Genomic DNA, 19946 nt, shown 5'->3' with positions numbered 1-19946 from the left:
CCTTGGGACACGACGAGGCCCGCGCCCCCCTGCACCGGGGGCCGCGGGCCTCGCGTTGTCACAGCCGGGACGTCAGCCGCCCCGTACGCCGCACAGATGCAGCAGCCCGGCGACCGTACGGTACGGATCGGTGCGCCCGGCCCGCTCCTCGGCGCTCAGCAGCAGCTCCCGCCGCCGCGCGGTGTCCGCGCCGCCCTGGGCGGGCACCTGCGGCGCCGCGCCGTCCGAGGCGTCCGTGAAGACGCCGACGCCGTACCACTCCTGGAGCGGCGCGCCGATCCCGGCCAGCGACGCGGTCAGCGCGTCCAGACCGGACCGCGCGCCCCGCTCGCCCTCCGGCGCCTCGAACGCGGCGAGCACGCCGTGCCAGTCGCCGGCGAGCCCGGGCCGCATCGCCGCGGCGCCGGTGTTGCGGACGACGAGGGAGAGCAGGCCACCGGGGGCCAGCACCCGCGCGAGGCCCGCCAGATGCGCGTCCGGGTCCCGCGCGCCGCTCAGCAGCCCGTGGCAGAGGACCACGTCGAACGAGCCCGGCAGGAAATGCGCACCGGTGTCGCGGCCGTCGCCCTCGACCAGCCGCACCCGCTCCCGGATCCCGTCCGGCTCCGCCGCGAGCGAGGCCCGCACGCCCTCCAGGGCGCCCGGGTCCTGCTCCAGCGCCGTGACGTGATGCCCGGCGCGCGCCAGCCGCAGGGCCTGCACCCCGTCACCCGTACCGGCGTCCAGCACCCGCAGCCGCTGCCCGACGGGGAACCGCCCGGCGATCTGCTCCTCGATCTGCCGTCCCAGCAGCTCCTGCCGCACGGACGGCCGCACGACGGGCGCAGGCGGCTCGACGGGCTCCACGGGCCCGGCCGGCTGGGCGGGCACGCTCACGGCGGGCGCCTCGGGAACGGGCACCACGACCGGCCCCCCGGGAGCGGCCACCGGGGCGGCGTCGGTCGCGGTCAGGGCCGCTCTCCGCGCTTGACCTGCGGCTTCGGCAGCCGCAGCCGGCGCATCTGGAGCGTGCGCATCACCGCGTACGCCTTGACGCCCCGGTGGCTCTCGTTCGGGAAGCGCTCCTTGAGCTGCTTGCCCATGCGGAACCAGATGCCGGCGGAGTCCAGCACGATCAGCACGATGATCACGAGCCAGAGCAGCAGCGCGACGTTCTGGATCTGCGGCACCCGGATCATGGTGAGCACCAGGATGATCACGGCCATCGGCAGGAAGAATTCGGCGACACACCAGCGCGAGTCGACGTAGTCACGGGCGAAACGACGCACCGGACCCTTGTCGCGCACGGGCAGATAACGCTCATCGCCGTTGGCCATGGCCTCGCGCTGCTTGGCCATGTCGGCGCGGCGCGCCTCACGCTGCGCCTTCGCCGCCTCCTTGCGGTTGGCCGGCGTGTGCGCGCGCGTACGGCGCTGCGCCTGCGCGTCGCTGCGCTTCGGCGTCGGGCGGCCCTTGGGGGCCTGCGGGTCGCGGGGCTGCTGGGGCTGGTCCGCGGTCACCTTGGCGGTCGCGGCCTGCTCATCCTTCGAACGGCTTCGGAACACAACACCCAAGGGTACGGGGTCGGCGGCGAGGACCGGCGGTACGAGGGGCACGATCCGGCAACGGTACGGACCGGCCACACCCGCCGTAACGGGACCAAGCGGACGCGGTGACGACGCCCCGTGACGCCGCCTCCACCCTGCGCCGGAGAAATCCTCGTCCTGGAGGAGGAGCACATCCGGCCCCGAACAGTGCGGTAATGGAACCAGGGCCCGTACTGTGGGGTCTGTAGGTGTGCTGGAGTCCAAGCCCGAGGTAATTCGGTCAGAAGGGGGCGCGCGAGGCCCATGAGCGGTGTCATGAAGCGGATGGGGATGATCTTCCGCGCGAAGGCCAACAAGGCCCTGGACCGGGCCGAGGACCCGCGCGAGACCCTCGACTACTCGTACCAGAAGCAGCTGGAGCTGCTCCAGAAGGTGCGCCGCGGCGTCGCCGACGTGGCGACCTCCCGCAAGCGCCTGGAGCTGCAGCTCAACCAGCTCCAGGGCCAGTCCGCCAAGCTGGAGGACCAGGGCCGCAAGGCCCTCGCGCTCGGCCGCGAGGACCTCGCCCGCGAGGCGCTCTCGCGCCGCAGCGCGGTGCAGCAGCAGGTCACCGACCTGCAGACGCAGCACCAGAACCTCCAGGGCGAGGAGGAGAAGCTGACGCTCGCCGCCCAGCGGCTGCAGGCCAAGGTCGACGCCTTCCGCACCAAGAAGGAGACGATCAAGGCGACGTACACCGCCGCCCAGGCGCAGACCCAGATCGGCGAGGCCTTCTCCGGCATCTCCGAGGAGATGGGCGACGTCGGCCTCGCCATCGAGCGCGCCGAGGACAAGACCGCGCAGATGCAGGCGCGCGCCGGTGCCATCGACGAGCTGCTCGCCTCCGGTGCCCTCGACGACCCGACCGGCATGGCCAAGGACGACATCACGGCCGAGCTGGACCGCCTCTCCGGCGGCAGCGACGTCGAGCTGGAGCTGCAGCGGATGAAGGCCGAACTGGCCGGCGGCTCCTCCGCCGGGCAGCAGGCCATCGAAGGCGGCCAGGGCGGTCAGGCGCAGCCCTCGGCCCCCAGGGACCAGCCGCGTTTCGACAAGCAGTGACCCGCCCCGGCGGATAGCCTCACAGGGATCGCCGGACCGCAGACGAGGGAGACCGTCGTGATCGTACGGATCATGGGGGAGGGCCAGGTAAAGCTGGACGACGCCCACTTCATCGAGCTGAACAAGCTGGACGACGAGCTGCTCGCCGAGATGGAGAGCGGTGACGAGGAGGGCTTCCGCCGGACCCTGGGCGCCCTGCTCGACGCCGTGCGCCGCATGGGCACCCCGCTGCCCGACGACGCCCTCGAACCGTCCGAGCTGATCCTGCCCTCGGCCGACGCCACGCTCGCCGAGGTCCGCGAGATGCTCAGCGACGACGGGCTCATCCCCGGCTGACACCGGTCGGCGCCCCCGGGCGCCCACTCCAGCGCAGACGGACGGCGCCCCGGCCCCTCATGGGACCGGGGCGCTACCGTTTGCTCTCGTGACTCCTCCCGACACCGGCCGGGAAGCCCCGCGCCCCGGCCGCTTCCGGTGGCACCGGACGCACCCCCTGGCGTTCGACGCCGCCGTCGCGGTCTGCGCCCTCGCCGCGATCCTCTTCGGTGCGGTCGCCGACCGGCACGGTCCGCACGGCCCGCGCCTCGTCCTCCACCCGCCGGCCCCCGCCACCGTCGTCCTCGCCGTCCTGGCCTGCGCCGCGCTGGTGGCGCGCCGCCGCGCCCCGCACACCGTCCTCGCGATCACCTCCGCGCTCACCCTCGTCGAGCTGGTCACCGAGACGGGCCACTCCCGCGCCCCGGTCGCCGGCGCCGCGATCCTCGCGCTCTTCACCCTCGCCGCCAGCACCGACCGCCCCACCACCTGGCGGGTCGGCGCGCTGACCGGCGTCGCGCTGACCGCCGCCGCCATGCTCTGCGGGCCCGGCCCCTGGTACTCGCAGGAGAACCTCGCGATCATCGCCTGGATGGGCATGGCCGCCGCGACCGGCGACGCGGTCCGCAGCCGCCGCGCCTACATCGACGCCATCCATGAACGCGCCGAACGCGCCGAACGCACCCGCGAGGAGGAGGCCGGCCGCCGCGTCGCCGAGGAGCGGATGCGCATCGCCCGGGAGCTGCACGACGTCGTCGCCCATCACATCGCGCTCGTCAACGTCCAGGCCGGCGTCGCCTCACACGTCATGGACACCCGGCCCGACCAGGCGAAACAGGCCCTGGCACACGTGCGGGAGGCGTCCCGCTCGGCGCTCGGTGAGCTACGGGCCACCGTCGGGCTGCTGCGCCAGTCCGACGATCCGACCGCCCCCACCGAGCCCGCGCCCGGCCTCGGCGTCCTCGACCAGCTGATCGACGGCTTCGTCCGCGCCGGGCTCCCCGTCGATCTCCAGGCACCGCCGTCCGCCCAGGGACTGCCCGCCTCCGCCGACCTCACCGTCTACCGCGTCGTCCAGGAGGCGCTGACCAACGTCCGCAAGCACGCGGGCGACGGCGCCCGGGCGACGGTCCGCATCGTCCGCACCGAGACCGCGCTGACCGTCACGGTGCTGGACGACGGCGCCGGGCGGCCCCCGGTGCCGCGCGGCCGGAGCGCGGCCGACGACGCGGCGCCGGGCGGCGGCCACGGGCTGATCGGCATGCGCGAGCGGGTCCAGGCGCTGGGCGGCACCGTCGTCACCGGGACCCGGCCCGCGGGCGGCTTCCAGGTCCGTGCCACCCTTCCCCTGCACCCCGCCCGTACGGAAGGGACCCCGCTGTGACGATCAAGGTGCTGCTCGCCGACGACCAGGCGCTGCTGCGCAGCGCGTTCCGGGTGCTGGTCGACTCGGAACCGGACATGGAGGTCGTCGGCGAGGCGTCCGACGGCGCCCAGGCGTACGAGCTGACCCGCACCACCGGGCCCGACGTGGTCTTGATGGACATCCGGATGCCCGGCACCGACGGGCTCGCCGCGACCCGCCTGATCAGCGAGGACCCGCAGCTCTCCGGCGTCCGTGTGGTGATCCTCACGACCTTCGAGGTCGACGACTACGTCGTCCAGGCGCTGCGCGCCGGGGCCGGCGGCTTCCTCGGCAAGGGCGCCGAGCCGGACGAGCTGATCGCCGCGATCCGCGTCGCCGCGGCCGGCGAGGCGCTGCTCTCCCCGGCCGCGACCAAGGGCCTGATCGCGAAGTTCCTCGCCCAGGGGGAGGACGGCCCCGCCCCCCACGCCGACCGCTCCGACGACGCACGGCGGCTCGCCACCCTCACCGGCCGCGAGCGGGAGGTCCTGGTGCTCGTCGCCGGCGGCCTGTCCAACGACGAGATCGGCGCCCGGCTGGAGGTCAGCCCGCTGACGGTGAAGACGCACGTCAACCGCGCGATGGCCAAGCTCGGTGCCCGCGACCGGGCCCAGTTGGTGGTCACCGCGTACGAAACCGGACTCGTACGCCCACGGGTGCAGTGAGCGCGCCGGGGCCGTACTCCGATCGCGGTACGCCCCGCCTGCCGAAACCGACCTGGGAGCGAGGAAAACCGGCAGCCGGGTGACCGAAGGTGTATCCGGGCCGCTTCCTGTGTGCTCCCGACGCCCGGACGGCCGGGAGCGGCAGCCCGCCGACCGCGGCTGCCGCGGCCGTCATCCGATCCGTAACGCCGCCCCCCAGAACAGAAGAAGGACCCTCACCCATGTCCTGGCTGTCCCGCATCAGCCTCGTGCAACGCGGCCTGATAGCGCTGATATCCATCGTCGCGGTCGCCTTCGGCGTCATCGCGATCCCGCAGCTCAAACAGCAGCTTCTGCCCTCCATCGACCTGCCGATGGTCTCCGTGGTCGCGCCGTACCAGGGCGCCTCGCCCGATGTCGTCGAAAAGCAGGTCGTCGAGCCGCTGGAGAATGGCATCCAGGCGGTCAACGGCATCAAGAGCGTCACCTCGACGTCGAGCGAGGGCGCCGGCGTGATCATGGCGTCGTTCGACTACGGCAACGACTCCAAGACCCTCGTCGCCGACGTCCAGCAGGCCGTCAACCGGGCCCGGGCACAGCTGCCCAAGGACGTGGACCCGCAGGTGGTCGCCGGCGGCACCGACGACCTGCCCACCGTCGTCCTCGCCGTCTCCTCCACAAAGAAGGACCAGCAGACCCTCGCCGACCAGCTGACCCGTACGGTCGTCCCGGACCTGAAGAACATCGACGGCGTCGGCCAGGTCAACATCGGCGGCGTCCAGGACCGGATCGTGGCCGTCACGCCCGACGAGCGGAAGGCGGCCGCCGCGGGCGTCAACGGCGCAGCGATCGGCCAGGCGCTCCAGGCCGGCGGCGCCTCGGTGCCCGCCGGTGCCTTCGCCGAGGACGGCCGCAGCAAGACCGTGCAGGTCGGCACCGGCTTCACCGACGTGCGGCAGATCAAGGACCTGATGGTTGCCCCGGCGGCCGGTGCGGCGGGCGGCGGCCAGGGCGGCAAGCCGGTCCGCCTCGGTGACATCGCCACCGTCGCGGAGACGTCGGCCACCCCGACCTCGATCACCCGCACCGACGGAAAGCCCAGCCTCTCCGTCACCGTGACGATGAGCCAGGACGGCTCCGCCGTCGCCATCTCCGACGCGGTCAAGGACAAGCTCGACACCATCCGCGAGGACCTGGGCACAGGCGCGCGCGTCACCATCGTCTCCGACCAGGGCCCGCAGGTCTCCAAGTCGATCGAGTCGCTGACCACCGAGGGACTGCTCGGCCTGGTCATGGCCGTGATCGTGATCCTGGTCTTCCTGCTCAGCCTGCGCTCGACGCTGGTCACCGCGGTCTCCATCCCGCTCTCCGTGGTCCTCACCCTGATCGTGCTGTGGACCGGCGACCTCTCCTTGAACATGCTCACCCTGGGCGGTCTGACCATCGCGATCGGCCGGGTCGTCGACGACTCGATCGTCGTCCTGGAGAACATCAAGCGGCACCTGGGCTACGGCGAGGAGCGCCGCGACGCGATCATCGACGCGGTCAAGGAGGTCTCCGGCGCGATCACCTCCTCCACCCTCACCACCGTCGCGGTCTTCCTCCCGATCGGCATCGTCGGCGGCATGGTCGGCGCCCTCTTCGGCTCCTTCTCGCTCACCGTCACCGTCGCCCTGCTCGCCTCGCTGCTGGTCTCGCTGACCGTGGTGCCGGTCCTGTCGTACTGGTTCCTGCGCGCCCCCGAACTCCCCGCGGGCACCGACGTCGAGCAGCTGCGCCGCGAGGCCGAGGAGAAGGAGGCGCGGAGCGCGCTGCAGCGGATGTACGTGCCGGTGCTGCGGTTCGCCACCCGCCGCCGCGCGGTCAGCGTGCTCATCGCCGTGGCGGTCCTGCTCGCCACCTTCGGCATGGCCCCGCTGCTGAAGACCACCTTCTTCGACCAGGGCCAGCAGGACACCCTGAGCATCAAGCAGGAGCTGAAGCCGGGCGCCGGCCTCGGCGCGACCGACGCCCAGGCCAAGCGGATCGAGAAGATCCTCGCCGCCGACGAGCGCGTGGCGGACTACCAGGTCACCGTCGGCTCCTCCGGGATGATGGCGGCCTTCGGTGGCGGCTCCGGCGCAAACCAGGCCATCTACCAGGTCAAACTGAAGGACGCGGCCGACTCCGACCGGGTCACCGAGGACCTCCGCGCCGATCTGGCGAAGCTCGGCCGGTCCGCCGGCACCACCTCCGTCAGCGCGGGCGGCGGCGGCTTCGGCAACCAGGACCTCAGCGTGGTCGTCAAGGCCGGTGACGCCGACGTCCTGGCGAAGGCGAGCGAGCAGGTCCGCAAGGCCGTCGCGGGCCTGGACGACGTCACCGATGTCCGCAGCGACCTCTCGCAGTCCGTCCCGCGGATCTCCGTGACGCCCAAGGACAAGGCCGCCGCGGCCGGCTACACCCAGGCCACCCTCGGCCAGGCCGTCGCCCAGGCCGTGAGCGGCACGCCCAGCGGCAAGGCCGTGCTCGACGACACCGAGCGCGACGTGGTCATCAAGTCGGCCCACCCGGCGACCACCGAGGCCGAGCTGAGGAACCTGCCGCTGCCGACCCCGTCCGGCCCGGCCCGCCTCGGCGACCTCGCCACCGTCAAGACCGTGGCCGGTCCGGTGCAGATGACCCGGATCGACGGCGCCCGCTCGGCGACCGTCACGGCCAAGCCCACCGGCGACAACACCGGCGCGGTCTCCGCGAAGCTGCAGAGCGAGATCGACGGGCTGAAGCTGCCGGCCGGCGCCACCGCGACCGTCGGCGGCGTCACGCAGGACCAGTCCGACGCGTTCGGCAAGCTGGGCCTGGCCATGCTGGCGGCCATCGCGATCGTCTTCCTGCTGCTGGTGGGGACGTTCCGCTCGATCGTCCAGCCGCTGATCCTGCTGATCTCGATCCCGTTCGCCGCCACCGGCGCGCTCGGCCTCCTGGTGATCACCGGCACCCCGATGGGCGTCCCGGCGATGATCGGCATGCTGATGCTCATCGGCATCGTCGTCACCAACGCGATCGTGCTGATCGACCTGATCAACCAGTACCGGGCACAGGGCTACGGCGTCGTCGAGGCGGTCATCGAGGGCGGCCGCCACCGGCTCCGCCCGATCCTGATGACCGCGCTCGCCACGATCATGGCGCTGCTGCCGATGGCGCTCTCGCTCACCGGCGACGGCGGCTTCATCTCCCAGCCGCTCGCGGTGGTCGTGATCGGCGGCCTGATCACCTCCACCCTGCTCACCCTCCTCCTCGTCCCGACGCTCTACGCGATCATCGAACTCCGCAAGGAGCGCCGGGCGCGGAAGAAGGCGGACAGGCGGGCCCGCAAGGACGGGAACGGGGCCGCGGCCCCGGACGCGGAGGACCGGACGCCGCAGCCGGCGGGGGTCTGACGGACCTCCGTACGGGGTGACATGTCACCCGTGACGCCATGACACAGCCCCCGCGACCGGATACGACGGTCGCGGGGGCTGCGGCGTTCGGGAAACAGAGGGCTCACCACCGCAGCGCCGTGAAGTCCACCGGACGCGGCCGCATCTCCTGTGCCCGGTCGGTCAGCTCCCGCACCCGCCGGGCCATCTCCGCCTCCGGCAGCTGCCTGCGGTCGCCGTGCCCGGGCAGCAGCCAGGAGAAGCGCAGCCGGTCCGCGGTCCGGGCCAGCGACGCGGCCAGCTCCGTGACGGAGTACCAGGTGACGCTCTCCGCGATCTCCAGGTCCCCGGTCGTCCGCGACCAGAAGAAGCTGTCGCCGCTGAAGCAGTACCGCTCGTCCGCGACGTAGAGCACGCTGCCCCGGGTGTGGCCGGGCAGCGGATGGGCGACCACCCCGTCGGCGACCGTCACCGGCTCGGTGCCGCGCAGCACCTGGTCCGCGTCGGGCGACGCGTCCAGATCGCCCTCGTGGATCCAGAGCCGGGCCCCGAACCGGTCGGCGTAGCGGCGGCCGTGGGCCGCGTGGTCCCGGTGGGTGAGCAGCACATCGGTCACCGGCCCGGCCGCCTCGAACCGGGCGGCCAGCGCCTCGGCGAACCGCGGCGTGTCGATCATCAGCTGCGTGCCGCCCGGCCGCCGCAGCAGATACGCGTTGGCCCCCGCGGTGTGCGGTGAGTTGTGCCCGCACAGGCTGACCGCGTCGTCGAGCCGGAGCGGGAACGGGTCCCGCTCCGCCGCCACCCGTTCGCCGCGCCGCCGCACCGACCGCGTCGGACAGGCGAACGCCACCGCGTCCATCTGCCGTTCCTCCGCCGCGTCGCGCGGCTGCCGGACCACCTCGGACCGCAGGCCGATCTCCTCGATCAGCTCCGGCGCCAGCTGCCGGGCCACATCGCAATTGGTGCACCGGTCGTCCACATACCAGTCCCCGCCGCCCGCCGTACCGTCCACGTCCGCCTCCTCGCCCCGGTGCCCCGTCGGCCCCTGACCTACCCGGGCCACGAGCCTTGCGCACCGCAGGGGAAAAGAGGAAGGGGGACAGGCCCTTGCCCCTGCCGGCCACAGGCTCTCTCACCCGCACGACGTTCTGGTCATGCGCACGTCATCCACGATCGTCCGCCCGCGTGCGGAAGGCCGCCGCCGGGCCGTGGCTACGATGGCGCGATGAGCGACGACACCCACCACGACACCTCCGAGAGCAGCTCCGGCGCGTCGCGCGGCTCCGGCGGGAGCCTGCCGGGCCTCGACACCCTGCGCCTCCTCGCCCGCTGGGAGCCCTGGGCGCTGCTGCTCGTCCTGGCCGTGCTGGCCTTCGTCTTCTCCTGAGCCGCCCGGCCTTCCCGGGACGGCGCGGCCCGGAACGCCGACGGGCCCCGCGGCGGAAGTCCGCGAGGCCCGGCACGTCCGCGCCCCCGGCTACGGCAGCGCCAGCATCCGCTCCAGCGCCAGCTTGGCGAAGTGCTCGGTCTCCTCGTCGACCTGGATGCGGTTGACGGTCTTCCCGGCGGCCAGCGACTCCAGCGCCCAGACGAGGTGCGGCAGGTCGATGCGGTTCATCGTCGAGCAGAAGCACACCGTCCGGTCGAGGAAGACGATCTCCTTGCCCTCGGGCGCGAAACGGTTCGCGAGGCGGCGGACGAGGTTCAGCTCGGTGCCGATCGCCCACTTCGAACCGGCCGGCGCCGCCTCCAGCGCCTTGATGATGTACTCCGTCGACCCCACCTGGTCCGCGGCGGCCACCACCTCGTGCCTGCACTCGGGGTGGACCAGCACGTTCACGCCCGGTATGCGGGCCCGGACGTCGTTCACCGACTCCAGCGAGAACCGTCCGTGCACCGAGCAGTGGCCGCGCCACAGGATCATCTTCGCGGCCCGCAGCTCCTCGGCGCTCAAGCCGCCGTTCGGCTTGTGCGGGTTGTAGACCACGCAGTCGTCCAGGGACATCCCCAGATCGCGGACGGCGGTGTTGCGGCCCAGGTGCTGGTCCGGGAGGAAGAGCACCTTGGTGGACGAGGGCTCCCCCTGCGCGAACGCCCACTCCAGCGCCCGCTTCGCGTTGGAGGAGGTGCAGATCGTCCCGCCGTGCTTCCCCGTGAACGCCTTGATGTCGGCCGAGGAGTTCATGTACGACACGGGCACGGTCCGCTCGGCCACGCCCGCCTCGGTCAGCACGTCCCAGCACTCGGCGACCTGCTCGGCGGTGGCCATGTCGGCCATCGAGCAGCCGGCGGCCAGGTCCGGCAGGATCACCTGCTGGTCGTCGCCGGTGAGGATGTCGGCGGACTCCGCCATGAAGTGCACACCGCAGAAGACGATGTACTCGGCGTCCGGCCGGGCGGCGGCGTCCCGCGCGAGCTTGAAGGAGTCACCGGTGACATCGGCGAACTCGATCACCTCGTCGCGCTGGTAGTGGTGGCCGAGCACGAACACCTTGTCCCCGAGCGCCGCCTTGGCCGCGCGGGCGCGTGCGACCAGATCCGGGTCGGACGGGGCCGGCAGGTCGCCGGGACACTCCACGCCGCGCTCGCTCTTCGGGTCGGCCTCGCGGCCGAGCAGCAGCAGCGCCAGCGGGCTCGGCGTTACGTCCAGGGGCTGGGCGGTGGTCACGACACGCACCCTCTCTTCTCCTCGGTGGGCGCGGCGGGGCCGCACCGGGGGCCTCGGCGGAGATACCGCCGGGACCCTTTTCGTCTATTTGACGTTATCTATCATATCCGCTTCACGTCACTTTGACGATGGCCATAGTGTCGATGTGACGCATCCGTACCCGCCGTTCCCCGGGCGCCACAGCGGCCCCGTGCTCAGATGTGCGAGCATGAGGAGAGAAGGTCAGCGGAGCCCGGCCGGGACGGTCCGGAAGGGCCCGACCCACCACGCGCGCAGCCGGAATTAATCCGGGACGACGCCGGTTGCAGTTGGTTGCATCCGTTGACAAGCGGTCCGTACAACCCGGGAGAGATGTAGATGAGCGTTCAGGACGAGAAGGCCGCCGTCAGTGACGGCATCATCCTGTCCGACGCGGCCGCGTCGAAGGTGAAGGCCCTGCTGGAGCAGGAGGGCCGTGACGACCTCGCGCTGCGGGTCGCCGTGCAGCCCGGTGGTTGCTCCGGTCTGCGCTACCAGCTCTTCTTCGACGAGCGCTCGCTCGACGGCGACGTGGTCAAGGACTTCGACGGCGTCAAGGTCGTCACCGACCGGATGAGCGCCCCGTACCTGGGCGGCGCCTCGATCGACTTCGTCGACACCATCGAGAAGCAGGGCTTCACGATCGACAACCCCAACGCCACCGGCTCCTGCGCCTGCGGCGACTCCTTCAGCTGACCGGCTGCGGGACGACAGACGGCGGAAGGCGGCACCCCGCACGGGTGCCGCCTTCCGCCGTTTTCGCACTCGCGGCCTCCGCGCCCGCCGTCTCCGCACTCGCCGTCCCGGCCGCCGCCGGTCCGCGCCCGCCGCCTCCGCGCCCCACGGCCCGGGACGCCGCCCGGCCCCGCCGCGCGGACCGGCCGGACGGGGAGATCCGGCCGGCCCGCACGGCCGGGGCCCGGACGGGCCGGCGCCTTCTACCGCGCCGGCACCGGCTCACCGGTCGAGGCGTCGATCACCTTCCGGCCGTCCAGCGGCTCCTCCAGCGTCACGGTCCGGCTGAACTCCTTCGCGATCTTCACGCAGACCTGACCCGGCTTCTTCTCCTTGCCGGTGATCTCCGTCCGCACCGCCTTCGCCGACTCGTGCGCCCGCACCGTGTACGTGCTGCACACCCCGCCCCAGAAATGCAGCGTCAGCTTCCGGCCGCCATCGGAGACCGCGTACGACTCCAGCGCCATCGCCCCCGGCTCCCCGGACGGCGAACCGGACCCCTTCGCGGGACCCTCGCCGGGATGCGTCAGATACTGCGGCTGCACCGCCGGATGCGCCACCGTCGCCGTCGCGTCCGGCCCCTCGCCCGCACCCGGCTGCACCACCGTGAACAGCCACGACGGCACCAGCGCCTGACCGCCCGAGACGTACTGCACCGACAGCCCGAAGACCGCGCCGGTCACCTCGGCGGGCCGCTGCGCCCGGGTCGGCGCGGGCTCGCACGGCGCGATCCCGCCCGGCTTCCCCGGCGCCGCATCCGACGACCGGCAGTCGCCCGGCGTGTGGCTCCCGTCGCGGGAGTTGAGCCGCGCCAGCGTCCGGTCCGCGCTCAGCACCGGATACTCCGCACCCTTCACCGGCCGCGCCAACTGCCCGCTGCCGCCGACCACCTGACCGTCCGCACCGACCTGCAGATCACTCTGCCAGCCGTACGTCGGCAACCCGCCGAGCACCGGATCGGCCCGCACCGTCCGCACCGCACCGGACAGCCCGTGCGCGTCCAGCCGCGCATCGGACTGGCCCAGCGCCGCCAGCACCGGCCGCACCGCCCGCTCCGCCACCCGCTGCGAGACCGCGCCCGCGCCGCTGCCGTCGTCCTGCGTCGCGGCGTCCGGCCCGCCCCGGTACGACGGACACCCCGGCCGCTCCGACGCGCCGCCGTCCGCCCCGCCCTCGGGGGAGGCGGGCAGCGCGCAGTTGGTGCCGCCGGGCGTGCCGTACGCGGAGTACGTCCAGGAGCCCGAACCGGCCTTGGAGACCTGGAGCACCGGGCCCCGGCCGTCGCGCGCCGGCCCGCCCACCTTCCACGCGGTGCCCTCCGACCGGACCTTTCCGGCCACATCCAGCGCCTTCGCCAGCCTCTTCACCGCCTCCGGCGTGACACCGCCGTGCGGCCGGTACACCGGCGCGGAACCGGGCCCGGCCGGCAGCGCCTTCACCGCGCGGTACGCCGCGCCCTGCGGATTGGGCTCACCCGCGGCGATCTGCCCACGGCCCTGATACCCGTCGAGCACCAGGGGCGGCGGCCCGCCCGCACTGCCGTGCCCCTGGCCGTCACCGGCGGCCGACGCCCAGTACGCGGCCCCGCCGCCGGCCAGCAGCACCGCCGCGGCCACCGAGACGACCGCGACCCGGCTCCGCCGCGACCGCGTGGGCTTCGCCGGTTCGGGGGTGGTGTCCTCGCTGTTCACCGCATCGCTCCTTCGGCTCCGCCGTCCGTCCTGCCGCCCTCCACGAGGAGGACACCCATGGGACGGCACGGGCGCACGGGCGGTTCCCCTCAGCCGGTGCGCCGGGCGGCACGCGGCCGGGCCCGGCACGCCCGGCGACCGCCCCGCGGCCACCGGCCCCGGGGAAGTCGCCCGGCCGTCCGGGCCCGGCCCTACCCGCTCTCAGTCGCCGTACTCCGACATCCCGTCCACCAGCGCCGCCGACGCCGGCGGCACCCGCACGCCGTGCAGCTCGGCGGCGCGGTCCGGCGCCGGGGGAGTACGGTGCGCCGCCCGCCAGCGCGGCGCCATCCGCGCGCAGTCACCGCGCAGCTGGTCCAGCGATTCGGGCTCGGCGGCGCCCGCGCGCCGGGCCGGGGATGTGAGGGGGTTCACATGCTTGGTCATACGGGAACCGTACGCATCCGGTGTCAGTCGGGAAAGCCCTACTATGCGGTAGTTTCGGCAGGTGGGAGGGGTCGGGAGAACCGGGTAGCGTGGTGCAACGCCCGCCCCTCCCTACGCCTCCACAGGAGTAGACAGCCGTGCGTATCGCAGTCACCGGCTCCATCGCCACCGACCACCTGATGACCTTCCCCGGCCGCTTCGCCGACCAGCTGGTCGCCGATCAGCTGCACACGGTCTCCCTCTCCTTCCTCGTCGACCAGCTCGACGTCCGGCGCGGCGGCGTCGCCGCCAACATCTGCTTCGGCATGGGCCAGCTCGGCGCCACGCCGATCCTGGTCGGCGCCGCGGGCAACGACTTCGAGGAGTACCGCGCCTGGCTCGACCGCCACGGCGTCGACACCCGTTCGGTCCGCATCTCCGAGGTGCTGCACACCGCCCGCTTCGTCTGCACCACCGACGCCGACCACAACCAGATCGGCTCCTTCTACACCGGCGCCATGAGCGAGGCCCGCCTGATCGAGCTGCACACCGTCGCCGAGCGGGTCGGCGGCCTCGACCTCGTCGTCATCGGCGCGGACGACCCCGAGGCGATGATCCGCCACACCGAGGAGTGCCGCACCCGCCAGATCCCGTTCGGCGCCGACTTCTCCCAGCAGATCGCCCGCATGGACGGCGAGGCCATCCGCACCCTCATGGAGGGCGCCGCCTACCTCTTCTCCAACGAGTACGAGAAGGGCCTCATCGAGTCCAAGACCGGCTGGACCGACGAGGAGATCCTCGCCAAGGTCGGCACCCGCGTCACCACCCTCGGCGCCAACGGCGTCCGCATCGAGCGCGCCGGCGAGCCGGTCATCGAGGTCGCCACCCCCGAGGAGACCACCAAGGCCGACCCGACCGGCGTCGGCGACGCCTTCCGCGCCGGCTTCCTCTCCGGCCTCTCCTGGGGCGTCGGCGCCGAGCGCGCCGCCCAGGTCGGCTGCATGCTCGCCACCCTCGTCATCGAGACCGTCGGCACCCAGGAGTACGAGCTGCAGCGCAGCCACTTCATGGACCGCTTCACCAAGGCGTACGGCCACGAGGCCGCCGCCGACATCCAGCAGCACCTGGCCTGACCGGCCCGGGGGAGACCCCGGGGCCGTCCGCGGCCCGCGCCCCCGCCCGAGGGCGCGGGGCGCGGCCGCCCGGCCCGTCCGCCTACACGCGGCGCCGCACCACGTACGCGGCGCCGCGCTCCCCTTCCAGCGGGCGCTCGCCGAGATACTCCTGACCCTGCGTCCAGCACCAGGCCGGAATGTCCAGCGCCGCCACCTCGTCGTCCGACCGGACCGTCACGGTGGCGCCCACCGGCACCCGTTCCACCGCCTTCGCCAGCTCGATCACCGGCACCGGACACCGCGCGCCCAGCGCGTCCACCACCACCGACCCGGCCTCCCCGCCCGCCGGCGCCGCGACCGCCCCCGGCGCCCCGAGCGCCGCCCGCACCTCGCGCACCGCCCCCGGCAGCACCTCCAGGAACCGCTCCACCTCGTCCGCCCCGGTCCCGCACGGCAGCGACACCCGGACGTTCCCCTCGGACAGCACCCCCATCGCCTTGAGCACATGGCTCGGCGTCAGCGTGCTGGAGGTGCACGACGAGCCGGACGACACCGAGAACCCGGCCCGGTCCAGACCGTGCAGCAGCGCCTCGCCGTCCACGTAGAGGCAGGAGAACGTCACCAGATGCGGCAACCGCCGCTCCGGATCGCCCACCACCTCCACATCCGGCACCACCGCCGCCACCCGCTCCCGCAGCCGCGCCACCAGCCCCCGCAGCCGCCCGGCCTCCGCCGCGGCCTCCGCCCGCACCGCCCGCAGCGACGCGGCCGCCGCCACGATCGCCGGGATGTTCTCGAAACCGGGCGCCCGGCCCGCCTCCCGCTCGTCCACCGGTCCCCGCGGCGCGAACCGCGTCCCCTTCCGCACCGCCAGCAGCCCCACCCCGGGCGGCCCGCCCCACTTGTGCGCACTGCCCGCCAGCACCGACCACGGACCCGCCACCGGCCCCCACGGCAGCGACTGCGCCGCGTCCACCAGCAGCGGCACCCCCGCCGCCGCACACGCCTCCGCCACCTCCGCCACCGGCTGCACCGTCCCCACCTCGTGGTTGGCCGACTGCAACGCGGCCAGCGCGGTGTCCGGCGTCAGCTCCGCCGCGAACCGGTCCGCCGCGACCCGCCCGGACCGGTCGCACCCCACCACCGCCACCGACCCGCCGTCCGCCGCGTGCACCTGAGCCGCATGCAGGACACAGGAGTGCTCCACGGCCGACCGCACCAGCCGCCGCCCGGCCCGCCGACGCCCCGCCAGCACGCCGGAGATGCCCGAATGCACCGCCTGCGTACCCGAAGGGGTGAAAACCAGCTCGTCGGCCCGGCACCCCACCGCCTCCGCCGCCGCCTCCCGCGCGGCGTCCAGCAGCATCCGCGCCCGCCGCCCCTCCCGGTGCAGCCGGGCCGGATCGGCCCAGCCCTCGTCCAGCGAGGCGAGCAGCGCCTCCCGGGCGACGGGATGCAGCGGGGCGGCGGAGGCGACGTCGAAGTACGGCATGTGCGAGACGGTAGAGGACCGCCGCCGCGGTCCGGCGGGCGGCCGCGCGCGGCCCGGCGCCCCGCCCCGGGCGGGGCGTCAGATCCCGCGGAAAGGCGGGTATTCGGGGGCGGAACGGAGGCCGCGGACCTGCGAGAACCACCCCTTCGGGGAGTGACGCGCCGCGTTGGGCACCCTCCCCGCGCACCCTCAAATAGCGTCCAGTAGGGTTTGGTCCGCATAAACATCCAAACCCCTGCCCGCGCCAGGGCCGGCGACCGACCAGCGAGACGGCCGCAGCCGGTCTCGCGGGCGAGACTCTCGGGAAGGCGCTACGTGAGTCCCAACGGCTCCGACCGCTCGTCGCGGCGCCCGATGCGGCGGAAGCTGCCGCAGGTGCTTGCTGCGGGCCTGGTCCTGGCGACCGCGACTGGTTGCACATCAAAGGACTTCCCCCGCCTCGGTATGCCGACGCCCGTCACGGACGAGGCGCCGCGGATCCTCTCTCTTTGGCAAGGCTCCTGGGCCGCCGCCCTCGCAACGGGCGTGCTGGTCTGGGGTCTGATCATTTGGAGCGTGATCTTCCACCGCCGCAGCCGGACCAAGGTGGAGGTCCCCGCACAGACCCGGTACAACATGCCGATCGAGGCGTTGTACACGATCGTTCCGTTCATCATCATCGCGGTGCTCTTCTACTTCACCGCGCGCGATGAGAGTGAACTCCTCAAGACGTCCAAGAAGCCCCAGCACGTCATCAACGTGGTGGGCTTCCAGTGGAGCTGGGCGTTCAACTACATCGAGGACGTGGACGGCAACAAGTCCACCGTCGCGAGCAAGAGCGACCAGGAACAGCTCAAGGCGATTCCTGACCGGCTGAAGAAGGGCTTCCCGGCCGGCGCGGACGGCGTTCACGACATCGGCACGCCCGCCACCCGGGACCCCGAAACCGGCAACCCCGGCCCGACCCTCTGGCTCCCCAAGGGCGAGAAGGTCCAGTTCGTCCTGACCTCGCGTGACGTCGCCCACTCCTTCTGGGTGGTGCCGTTCCTGATGAAGATGGACGTCATCCCGGGCCACACCAACGCATTCGAGGTGACCCCCAACAAGGAGGGCACCTTCCTGGGCAAGTGCGCCGAGCTCTGCGGCGTCGACCACTCCCGGATGCTCTTCAACGTCAAGGTCGTCTCCCCCGAGAAGTACCGGGAGCACCTGAAGGACCTGGCGAAGAAGGGCCAGACCGGCTATCTGCCGTCAGGCGAGGACCAGACGGATCACGCCAGGAACGCGGAGACCAAGACCAAGTGAGCATCCTCAACGAATCCCAGGGTGCCGCCGCCGATTCGGCTCCGGCAGCACCGCCCGTACGCAAGAAGCAACCAGGCATCGCCGTGGTCAAGTGGCTCACCACCACCGACCACAAGACGATCGGCACGATGTACCTGGTCACTTCGTTCGCGTTCTTCTGCATCGGCGGCGCCATGGCGCTTCTCATGCGCGCCGAGCTGGCCCGTCCGGGCACGCAGATCATGTCGAACGAGCAGTTCAACCAGGCGTTCACGATGCACGGCACGATCATGCTGCTGATGTTCGCGACGCCGCTGTTCGCCGGATTCGCCAACTGGATCATGCCGCTGCAGATCGGCGCGCCCGACGTGGCGTTCCCGCGGCTGAACATGTTCGCGTACTGGCTGTACCTCTTCGGCTCGCTGATCGCGGTGGCCGGCTTCCTCACCCCGCAGGGTGCGGCCGACTTCGGCTGGTTCGCCTACTCCCCGCTGTCCGGCGTCGTCCGGTCGCCCGGTGTCGGCGCCGACATGTGGATCATGGGTCTGGCCTTCTCCGGCTTCGGCACGATCCTCGGTTCGGTCAACTTCATCACCACGATCATCTGCATGCGCGCCCCCGGCATGACGATGTTCCGCATGCCGATCTTCACCTGGAACGTCCTGCTGACCGGTGTGCTGGTCCTGCTGGCCTTCCCGGTCCTGGCCGCCGCGCTGTTCGCCCTGGAGGCGGACCGTAAGTTCGGTGCCCATGTATTCGACGCGGCAAATGGCGGCGTACTGCTCTGGCAGCACCTCTTCTGGTTCTTCGGACACCCCGAGGTGTACATCATCGCGCTGCCGTTCTTCGGCATCATTTCCGAGGTCATTCCGGTCTTCTCCCGGAAGCCGATGTTCGGTTACATCGGTCTGATCGCCGCGACGATTTCCATCGCCGGTCTTTCGGTGACGGTCTGGGCGCACCACATGTATGTGACGGGCGGCGTGCTCTTGCCGTTCTTCTCCTTCATGACATTCCTCATCGCGGTCCCGACCGGTGTGAAGTTCTTCAACTGGATCGGCACGATGTGGAAGGGCTCGCTGTCCTTCGAAACCCCGATGCTCTGGGCGATCGGCTTCCTGATCACCTTCACCTTCGGCGGTCTGACCGGCGTCATCCTGGCGTCGCCCCCGATGGACTTCCACGTCTCCGACTCGTACTTCGTGGTGGCGCACTTCCACTACGTCATCTTCGGCACGGTCGTCTTCGCGATGTTCTCCGGATTCCACTTCTGGTGGCCGAAGTTCACCGGCAAGATGCTGGACGAGCGCCTCGGCAAGATCACGTTCTGGACGCTGTTCGTGGGCTTCCACGGCACGTTCCTCGTGCAGCACTGGCTGGGCGTCGAGGGCATGCCGCGTCGTTACGCGGACTACCTCGCGGCCGACGGCTTCACCACGCTGAACACCATCTCGACGATCGCTTCCTTCCTGCTCGGCCTGTCGATCCTGCCGTTCTTCTACAACGTCTGGAAGACCGCCAAGTACGGCAAGAAGGTCGAGGTCGACGACCCCTGGGGCTACGGCCGCTCCCTGGAGTGGGCGACGTCCTGCCCGCCCCCGCGGCACAACTTCCTCACCCTGCCGCGCATCCGGTCCGAATCCCCGGCGTTCGACCTGCACCACCCGGAGATCGCCGCGCTGGACGCCCTCCAGAACGGCCACGGTCCGGCGGATGACAAGGCCCTCGCCGGCGGCAAGGAGGCTGGCAAGTGAAGATCCAGGGCAAGATGTTCATCTGGCTCTCCGTCTTCGTCCTCGCCATCGCGATCGTCTATGGCGTCTGGTCGAAGGAGCCGGCGGGCACCACCGCGCTGTTCCTCGCGTTCGGCCTCTGCATCATGATCGGCTACTACCTGGCCTTCACGGCCCGGCGGGTCGACGCGGGTGCGCAGGACAACGAGAACGCCGAGGTCGCGGACGACGCGGGCGAACTGGGCTTCTTCAGCCCGCACAGCTGGCAGCCGCTCTCGCTGGCCGTCGGTGGCGCCCTCGCCTTCCTGGGCGTCTGCTTCGGCTGGTGGCTGATCTACTTCTCGGCACCGGTCATCTTCGTCGGCCTGTTCGGTTGGGTCTTCGAGTACTACCGCGGCGAGAACCGCACGCAGTGACCACGGCTCTCGTGCCGTGAA

At 72.2% G+C, this 19946-nt stretch carries 18 protein-coding genes; 11 read left to right on the top strand and 7 right to left on the bottom strand.

What is annotated here, in order from left to right:
- Positions 1 to 72 precede the first annotated feature (72 nt).
- Together ABT345_RS01625 and ABT345_RS01620 are read right to left on the bottom strand one after the other, a co-directional pair.
- A complete protein-coding gene (locus ABT345_RS01625; protein WP_345085049.1) occupies positions 73 to 789 on the bottom strand; it encodes a class I SAM-dependent methyltransferase in 717 nt (238 codons plus the stop codon).
- A gap of 158 nt (positions 790 to 947) precedes the next feature.
- Positions 948 to 1544: a DUF3043 domain-containing protein gene (locus tag ABT345_RS01620; RefSeq protein ID WP_345083396.1), complete on the bottom strand. Its 597-nt coding sequence runs from the start codon at positions 1542 to 1544 to the stop codon at positions 948 to 950.
- Positions 1545 to 1829: 285 nt separating this feature from the next.
- On the opposite strand from ABT345_RS01620, the gene ABT345_RS01615 reads away from it, so the two are divergent.
- From ABT345_RS01615 to ABT345_RS01595, 5 genes are all read left to right on the top strand, one after another.
- The gene (locus ABT345_RS01615) at positions 1830 to 2627 is read left to right on the top strand and encodes a PspA/IM30 family protein (RefSeq protein WP_345083394.1); all 798 of its coding nucleotides are present in this window, start codon (positions 1830 to 1832) and stop codon (positions 2625 to 2627) included.
- 57 nt (positions 2628 to 2684) lie between these two features.
- Positions 2685 to 2963, top strand: coding sequence for a PspA-associated protein PspAA (gene pspAA, locus ABT345_RS01610; RefSeq protein ID WP_345083392.1), 279 nt, complete (start codon positions 2685 to 2687; stop codon positions 2961 to 2963).
- An 88-nt stretch (positions 2964 to 3051) separates the two neighbouring features.
- Positions 3052 to 4326 (top strand): sensor histidine kinase, encoded by a 1275-nt coding sequence (locus tag ABT345_RS01605; RefSeq protein ID WP_345083390.1) that lies wholly within the window; start codon positions 3052 to 3054, stop codon positions 4324 to 4326.
- Complete coding sequence (locus tag ABT345_RS01600) at positions 4323 to 5012, top strand: response regulator (protein WP_345083388.1); 690 nt, start codon at positions 4323 to 4325, stop codon at positions 5010 to 5012. Before ABT345_RS01605 ends, ABT345_RS01600 begins: the two co-directional genes overlap by 4 nt.
- Before the next feature lie 221 nt (positions 5013 to 5233).
- Positions 5234 to 8410: an efflux RND transporter permease subunit gene (locus ABT345_RS01595; protein WP_345083386.1), complete on the top strand. Its 3177-nt coding sequence runs from the start codon at positions 5234 to 5236 to the stop codon at positions 8408 to 8410.
- Between the two features lie 103 nt (positions 8411 to 8513).
- On the opposite strand, the gene ABT345_RS01590 is transcribed toward ABT345_RS01595, so the two are convergent.
- Positions 8514 to 9401 carry an MBL fold metallo-hydrolase gene (locus ABT345_RS01590; RefSeq protein ID WP_345083384.1) on the bottom strand — a complete coding sequence of 296 codons (888 nt, stop codon included), beginning with the start codon at positions 9399 to 9401 and terminating at the stop codon, positions 8514 to 8516.
- 213 nt (positions 9402 to 9614) lie between these two features.
- Between ABT345_RS01590 and ABT345_RS01585 the strand changes: the two genes are divergently transcribed.
- Complete coding sequence (locus tag ABT345_RS01585; RefSeq protein ID WP_345083382.1) at positions 9615 to 9776, top strand: hypothetical protein; 162 nt, start codon at positions 9615 to 9617, stop codon at positions 9774 to 9776.
- Between the two features lie 90 nt (positions 9777 to 9866).
- On the opposite strand, the gene nadA is transcribed toward ABT345_RS01585, so the two are convergent.
- On the bottom strand, positions 9867 to 11057 hold the full coding sequence (gene nadA / locus ABT345_RS01580; RefSeq protein WP_345083380.1) for a quinolinate synthase NadA: 1191 nt from the start codon (positions 11055 to 11057) through the stop codon (positions 9867 to 9869).
- 357 nt (positions 11058 to 11414) lie between these two features.
- Between nadA and ABT345_RS01575 the strand changes: the two genes are divergently transcribed.
- A complete protein-coding gene (locus ABT345_RS01575; RefSeq protein WP_345083378.1) occupies positions 11415 to 11771 on the top strand; it encodes a HesB/IscA family protein in 357 nt (118 codons plus the stop codon).
- Positions 11772 to 12013: 242 nt separating this feature from the next.
- Here the strand turns inward: ABT345_RS01575 and ABT345_RS01570 are convergent, their stop codons facing one another.
- Positions 12014 to 13501 (bottom strand): hypothetical protein, encoded by a 1488-nt coding sequence (locus ABT345_RS01570; RefSeq protein WP_345083376.1) that lies wholly within the window; start codon positions 13499 to 13501, stop codon positions 12014 to 12016.
- Positions 13502 to 13702: 201 nt separating this feature from the next.
- Positions 13703 to 13927 (bottom strand): hypothetical protein, encoded by a 225-nt coding sequence (locus ABT345_RS01565; RefSeq protein ID WP_345083374.1) that lies wholly within the window; start codon positions 13925 to 13927, stop codon positions 13703 to 13705.
- Between the two features lie 137 nt (positions 13928 to 14064).
- Between ABT345_RS01565 and ABT345_RS01560 the strand changes: the two genes are divergently transcribed.
- Positions 14065 to 15039 (top strand): carbohydrate kinase family protein, encoded by a 975-nt coding sequence (locus ABT345_RS01560; RefSeq protein ID WP_345083372.1) that lies wholly within the window; start codon positions 14065 to 14067, stop codon positions 15037 to 15039.
- An 82-nt stretch (positions 15040 to 15121) separates the two neighbouring features.
- Here ABT345_RS01560 and ABT345_RS01555 read toward each other — a convergent pair whose 3' ends face one another.
- On the bottom strand, positions 15122 to 16513 hold the full coding sequence (locus ABT345_RS01555; protein WP_345083370.1) for a cysteine desulfurase/sulfurtransferase TusA family protein: 1392 nt from the start codon (positions 16511 to 16513) through the stop codon (positions 15122 to 15124).
- Positions 16514 to 16828: 315 nt separating this feature from the next.
- Between ABT345_RS01555 and ctaC the strand changes: the two genes are divergently transcribed.
- The 3 genes from ctaC to ABT345_RS01540 are packed head-to-tail and all read left to right on the top strand — an operon-like array spanning position 16829 to position 19925.
- Positions 16829 to 17797, top strand: a complete 969-nt coding sequence (gene ctaC / locus ABT345_RS01550) for an aa3-type cytochrome oxidase subunit II (RefSeq protein ID WP_345083368.1) — start codon at positions 16829 to 16831, stop codon at positions 17795 to 17797.
- Positions 17794 to 19530, top strand: coding sequence for an aa3-type cytochrome oxidase subunit I (gene ctaD, locus ABT345_RS01545; protein WP_345083366.1), 1737 nt, complete (start codon positions 17794 to 17796; stop codon positions 19528 to 19530). Before ctaC ends, ctaD begins: the two co-directional genes overlap by 4 nt.
- Positions 19527 to 19925 carry a cytochrome c oxidase subunit 4 gene (locus tag ABT345_RS01540; protein ID WP_345083364.1) on the top strand — a complete coding sequence of 133 codons (399 nt, stop codon included), beginning with the start codon at positions 19527 to 19529 and terminating at the stop codon, positions 19923 to 19925. Before ctaD ends, ABT345_RS01540 begins: the two co-directional genes overlap by 4 nt.
- Positions 19926 to 19946 lie beyond the last annotated feature (21 nt).

This window comes from Streptomyces sp. NPDC000404, from assembly GCF_040300365.1.
In the GTDB taxonomy this organism is placed as follows: Bacteria; Actinomycetota; Actinomycetes; order Streptomycetales; family Streptomycetaceae; genus Streptomyces; species Streptomyces ramulosus.
Note: the sequence above shows the minus strand (reverse complement) of the source record. Positions and strands in the feature narration are given on the sequence as shown.